Source organism: Longimonas sp. (genome assembly GCF_040409695.1).
GTDB lineage: Bacteria > Bacteroidota > Rhodothermia > Rhodothermales > Salinibacteraceae > Longimonas.
In genome coordinates, this window is sequence record NZ_JARWGJ010000142.1 from 1 (window position 1) to 6,523 (window position 6,523).

Annotated in this window: 5 protein-coding genes; all 5 read left to right on the forward strand. The window is 56.2% G+C overall.

The genetic code is table 11. The features are described 5' to 3' along the window. Window positions 1-547: 547 nt before the first annotated feature. Window positions 548-1,228: an OmpA/MotB family protein gene (locus PPP56_RS08850; protein ID WP_353563681.1), complete on the forward strand. Its 681-nt coding sequence runs from the start codon at window positions 548-550 to the stop codon at window positions 1,226-1,228. A 56-nt stretch (window positions 1,229-1,284) separates the two neighbouring features. Further along, the gene (locus PPP56_RS08855; protein ID WP_353563682.1) at window positions 1,285-2,661 is read left to right on the forward strand and encodes a hypothetical protein; all 1,377 of its coding nucleotides are present in this window, start codon (window positions 1,285-1,287) and stop codon (window positions 2,659-2,661) included. 59 nt (window positions 2,662-2,720) lie between these two features. Continuing rightward, the gene (locus PPP56_RS08860) at window positions 2,721-3,140 is read left to right on the forward strand and encodes a hypothetical protein (protein WP_353563683.1); all 420 of its coding nucleotides are present in this window, start codon (window positions 2,721-2,723) and stop codon (window positions 3,138-3,140) included. Between the two features lie 61 nt (window positions 3,141-3,201). Continuing rightward, window positions 3,202-4,908, forward strand: a complete 1,707-nt coding sequence (locus PPP56_RS08865) for a hypothetical protein (RefSeq protein ID WP_353563684.1) — start codon at window positions 3,202-3,204, stop codon at window positions 4,906-4,908. Between the two features lie 85 nt (window positions 4,909-4,993). Next, a partial coding sequence (locus PPP56_RS08870) for a hypothetical protein (protein WP_353563685.1) occupies window positions 4,994-6,523 on the forward strand: 1,530 nt, incomplete at its 3' end.

Sequence of the window (6,523 nt, forward strand, 5' to 3'; positions counted from 1 at the left end):
CGTTCAGCATGACCTGGGTGGGAAGGCAGTGCGCTCAAGTCAGCACATCCCTACACTCCACGTCATCCTGACGCCGTTAGGCGGAAGGATCTCAACGCCAACACGACAGGTGCGGCACGTCCCGTACAGACGGAGCGTCTCCCTTGCATGCTGGTCAGCAGAGCAATCCCGACCGTACGGTGCTGAGATGCTTCACTGCGTTCAGCATGACCTGTGGGGGAAGGCAGTGCGCTCAATTCAGCACGTTCCTACACTCCACGTCATCCTGACGCCGCAGGCGGAAGGATCTCAACGCCAGCACGACAGGCCCGGCACGCCCCGTACAGACGGAGCGTCCTCTTGCACGCCTGCCAGCAGAGCATATCCATTTACGTATTGTAGATATTACCCCATCGAAAGCGAAAGGACGAAACGTTTTGTTTGCGATTGGCGAAGTTTGTTTGTAAATATTATAATGTTACAAAGTACAACAGCCTTTCGTACCATCAGTGTCCTCCTCAACTTCCGCCGGGCGCGCGGACGCTCCTCCGTTTAGTTCCACTTCTTTATGGCTCGCCGTCGATCCGAATCTGTCAATGTCTGGCCGGTATTCACCGACGCCATGCTGGCGTTTGCGCTTGTTATGGTTCTCATGGTCACGTATCAGGTGGCCCGGTTTATTGAGTTGGATGATGAGGAAGAGGAGCCGTGGATTGAGTTGCGCGAGGAAGAACAAGTACAAATCAATGAGCGCGTAGAAGAACTCAGGCGTCAAGGATACGACATCGAGATCACCCGCGATGGAATCATCCAGAACCTGCAGTTTGGGTCGGATGTGACGTTCGAAAGCGGGAATGACGCGTTGAGTGATCTTGGGGCGGACCTCATGCAGCAAATTGCTCAAGAGATTACCGGCCAGACAGGAGGCGAGCGCCTTGAAACGCTCACCGAAGTCCAGGTGCAGGGACACACTGACAATGTGCCGATTAGCGGAGCCTTCCGGTCGAATTGGGAGCTGAGCACCGCACGAGCCACGCGTGTGATCGAATCGCTCATTGATGGTGGACTCAATCCAACCGAGTTAGACATGTCTGCGTCTGGGTACGGCGAGTTTCGTCCGCGCAACTGCCCGTCTGGAGATATTGAAGCATGTAACGAAACAGCCGCTGAGCGCGCCGAGAACCGCCGTCTCGAAATGCGTCTCGTCTTTACCGATACGCCACCGCCTGGGTGGGTGCCTGAATACTGACCGCCTGTAACAGCGCCTTGCCTGTTCCCGTTACGCATTGCTATTTCTAATCGTCTATGGTTTCTTCTAAGCACACCGACACTTTTCTGTGGATGTCCTGGGCTGGACTGCTTGCGCTTCTGGTCGTGATGGTCGGATGCGTAGACCCGCCGCTTTCTGATGACGAAGCGCCGCCGCTCGTCGAAGAAATCAACCGGCACATTGAGTCAGTGGGCGACATAACGCCCCACCCTGAACAGGAAGTCGGCGATCTACAGGTGTACGTAGACCGTTCGGCGAGTATGCGTCCGTACACGCTTGGAGGGGAGTCGGTCTACTTCGACTTGCTGAGTACACTCGACGGGCAACTCGCTGGCCAGGTCGACTTTTACGGATTCGGATATCCATCGCAAGAACAAGGGCAAGTCGTTGAACCGGCTGACCCATTCTTTCTGGAAGATCCCGATGCGTATCTGTGGGTCAACAACGACTACGGGCCGCTCTTTGCCGACCTCGATCCGGATCAGCCTCATCTGATTATCAGCGATGGCGTGCAATCGGCCCCTGAAGAAGGCGCTCGATTTGGAGGTATTGTGAGCTCTATTGGAGCCTGGCTTGAAACCGGAGGAATCTTCACGCTGCTCGCCTACCGGGGGCCGTATGACGGTACGTACTATCACGAGGTGCCCGAGATAGGATCCATTGCATACAGCTGCGACGATCGCCCTTTTTACGGATTTGGGTTTTTTCCGTCGGTCGCGGCCAAGCAAGAATATCTTAACATCCTGGAAGCCGCCGATGGCGTGGAAACGGCTCACGAGATAACGATTGGCACGTCGAGTACTTCGGTTGAGCCGCGCGAGCGGGCGCATCCGGTCGATGACCAGCGGCGAGGCGAGCGGCTCTTTCGCTCGCTCACCGACCACCGCGATACGCATCCCGATGTAGGGAACGTCTTCTCGGGCCGTGTGGCTAACCCGAATGCGAGTCCGGGGGCCCCCTTACAGTTCGATGTGTCGGTCGACAGCACGGTGCTGCCCTGGCGCACCCTGTCAGAGGCCAACCGCGAGCGGGTCATGGACGCTCTGCAACCTACCTTCCAGCATTGGCGCATCGACACCCTCTCGGTGGCCAATAGTAATGTCGTCCTTACGAAAACCGACGAACCCCGCATCTTCAACACCGACGCCACGGTCCACGACACCTGGCAGGCCCATGTCGATGCGTCAATGTCTTACGTTCCGCAGCAACGACGCGAGCGCATCGCCTCGGTGGTACAACTGGGACTTGGCGCATCGGGAGCCAACCGACTCATTCCCGATGACCTGTCTGTCCGTCGCGACGACGACCCGTCCGCATGTAGCCAGACCCTCAACATCCAACAAACCATGGGCGCCGTGATCCGCGAACACTACGTGCTGGGTGAGGCGCTGCTGGTTACAGAGTGGCGATGACACGGCACAGACTTACGCATACGCATTGCTTTCCTGCATTCAAGTCCAAACAAAAACACATGGTACTCACCGTTATCTTTCTGGGCACAGCCCTCATTTTCTTAAGCATCACCACCTTCCTGGCTCGGGGCGACATCAAGTCGATGGGGCGGCAAGGGCCCGCACGCATTGCTGAGCACCTGAGGGGCCGTAACCGTACGGTGCTCGGGGTTGTGGCCGCTATCCTGGTAGGCGTTGCGCTTTTAGAGGTGCTCATTCCGGTTGTGCACGAGGGCCTGGAAGATCTGCAGTTCGTCGTTGGAGACCTGCTGAATGCCTCACCCGCAGCAGTGACTACGCTCGGCTCGGGTGGGGGGATTTCGTGGGGGCTGTACCTTGTGCTTCTGGTAGCCACCGTGTTGGGCGTGCTGGCAGGTAGCATCTGGGCGTGCAAGTCGTACGGATCTACGCAGGGCATTGAAGCCGGCCAGCTCGTGTGACGCGTTGCCATGATCTGAAAGTTACACATCGTCTATCCTTTTCTGAAATCTTCTGTATTGTATGTCTGACCACATGTTTATCATCACCGGAGGTGGCACCGGGGCCAAAGTCGCCGAATCGTTCATTCACCTGTGTGCAACCGGGCGCGGCCCCCGAAATGTGCACATTCTTATGGTGGATACCGACACCTCCAACGGCAATGTGACGCGTGCCCGTAAAACGGCGGATGCCTATAATGCAATGCAGCGCTACGATTGGAGCGTGCAGACAACGGCATCGAGCAGCCGATGGAATCCATTAGCAAGCAGCGAGGATGTGGAAGCGGGGCTGTTTGGGACCAACATCACACTATACAGCCTTACTGAGCAGCTTGATACGGTAATTAGTGGGGGACTCAATACCGCCTCAACCACCGAGGAAGATACGCGGCAAGTACTCGAACTGCTATACGACGAAAGCGAACGAGAGGCCACGTGCGACGATGGATTTCGTGCGCGCCCCAATCTAGGATGCTTGCATCTCTCGGAGCATTTGAACAATGTGCTTGTGAGCAACAAGAACGCCCAGAATTTCCTGGGGGCACTGGCGAATGCCGCCACTGGAACGGCATCGAACATACCGGTAATGGTAACCGCCTCTGTGTTTGGGGGAACCGGGGCCTCCCTGATTCCAGTGGTCCGTGAATGTGTAGAACGGGCGCTCGACCGTACCCAGGGCACGATGGTCAATAAAGGGCGTCTGCAGTGGAACGCGATAAAGATTCTGCCTCACTATCAGCCGCGTGAGCGCAAAGAGAGCGTCGACCCAGATCGTTTCCTGCTCGACACGGCCAGCGCGCTGCAGTTCTACAGTAAGGTGTACCGCACCAGCGACGCGATGTACGACGGCGTGTATGTCATTGGCTCCGATAACCCAGGACGAAACCAGGTGGAGGCGCACCTGGGCAGTGATAAGCAATCGAATCCGCCCTACTTTGAGGAGCTTATAGCGGGGCTTGCAATGCTTGACGCGATTGGTCAACCGGGCGGCGACCGTCGTACACAGGTGCGCGTGTTCGTTCCCGACATCAACCTGGCTAAGCTGCAATGGCAGCACTTGCCTTACAGCAACACAGGAGCTTTACGTGAGCAGTTCGCCTACTTGCTTCACCTGGCGGCCTTTCATCTGCGGCAGGGGGGCCAAGAAGACTTCTCGAAAGGGCTCGACCGGATGATTGCCAGCATGTCGCCAGGTCATCTGAAACAGCTGGGGTGGTACAGTAGCATCATTGATCGATGGGCCAACAGCCACTTTGCGCAGTACCAGCAGGCTGGAAAGCAGGATCGCCCGGCTCTTATTCAAGATGGAGCCGCAGCCGGAGAGTGGACGTTTGGGGCCCGACAAACCGAGGTCGCAGAGTATTTTGCACGTCTGTTGCTCTGGGCGGAATCCACATTGAAAGGGGGCGAGGTGAGTTTGCTTTCTCACACCAGATCTGACTACTCCGCGATTCATCAGGCCATGGCAAATGTAAGTGCTGATGACGTAGAGGTAGACCAGGAAGAAACCGACACGGCTATGGTACGCACGCTTCGCGCTGCACTCGCTGCCATGGCCCGCCTCCATCACAAGGATGTGCGCCTGAAGGTCGACGTAGACGCCTTCCGTCTGATTGACTCCGACAGCTGCATCCCGCTGGGCATTACAACTCCAGAGGTGCACCAAGCACTGCATTTGAATAAGCGCAACAACATCCCCGACGAGTACACCCGCACCCGGGTTGCGTAGCCGCTGCCGGCCTTGGTGAGCCTGTTAGCTCAGGCTGTACCCCTTCCCTTCCGCATCCGCTAAAAATCTTCAGCCTTACCCAGTTATGTCGCAGTCTCCTTTTCTACCTGACGCCGCATCAGACTACCCCATCGCAAACCCCAATCCGAAAGGGTTCACCGAAGGATCCTCCGACTTGTTGCAGTATATCGGCGACAATATGGAGGTGCGCCGTGCGGCTACGGAAGGGCGCATTCCATCGCCGGTATCACGGGCGTACATGTTCTACGCGAATCTCTTTCAGCACTCCATTGGCGAGTCAACCAATGGAGCAACTGCAGACGACGAAGCATCAATAGCGGCATCCGAGGGGCGTAAGGCGCTTCAACAGGAAGCCCGCCGTACGCTGCGCGGACTACTTGCCGCGTTTGCGTTGCGTAAGGTACTGAATCTGGATATTCGTTCCAAGAGCGTAGAGCTGCGCGAAGACGGTCCGAGTGATGTCAGTTCGGTACTGGTACCCACCTTGGCAGCCACACCAGGCGGCAAAGAGCTATGGAATCCGGTGCAGTTCTACACGGTGGTGAATGAAGAAGGTGAAGAAGAGGTGCTGGCAGGTCGGTCGCCGCTTACAGGGCTTTATCCTTCAGCTACGGCTCCGCAGACGCTTACCGGGTTGTATTGGTACGATTCTAAAAAAGGCACCTGGTACGACCCGACGAGCCGCACCTTCGACGAGAAAAACCAGATGCGCGTTTCCGATCAGACGCGCGACAAAGTACGTGGGCTCATAAAAACGTGGGTCGGTCATGTGCTGCGCAATGTGGATACAAAAGACCTGCAGCAAGAACGCATTGAGATGGAAGACCGCGATGCCAGCGACTTCATCAATGAGCTTAAGCAGTGGAATAAAGAACTGAGCAATGTTGAATCTCCCGATGGAGTGGGGGTTGTAACCGATACAATTACCGACCAGGTAGGACGGGTACCGTTGCCTTTCTTGAGTTTTGCCGTAGAAGCCGAGCCCGATCACATCTGGGGGGATCTGCCGCTGCATGAGGGACGCCTGGTTGTTACCGAAGAGCAACTGCTATCCAACCATACCCGGCTGTATGGACGGGCTTTTGGGGGCAGCGATCTTGCCGAAATGATTGAGCACTTAGGACGACAAGGAGAAAACCTGGGACGGGCACTAAACCTGGGCGAAGGTGAAATCCCTATGCCGTATCTCTTCGTAGATCGGCTGTTTATGCCTTATCTCACGCTTGTTACCAGTTATGACTCGGAGAAAGAGGATTACGGCGGATTCTCTGAAGAATGGCGGGGTTTGGAGGTGGAATTTGGAGAAACCACCGAATACTACTTTATTCCTATGGATCCAGATATTCTGGAGATCATGGATGCGAAGCGTCTTCAAAGTAATCTCCATGCTCGTCTTTCCAATGATGGCCAAAACTACGTGGTCACGCTCAACTTTGGCGAAGTGAAGATCACGAAGCTCTACAGCACAGTGGGCAAAGGTGCCCACCGGTTGGACGAGCAGGTAGGGCGTGACGAGTTCGACCATGGACGGCTTCCTGTAGGAAGTTCAGGTGGACTGCGAGCGCGTCCGCATCGATCATCTCGACCGCTCGCT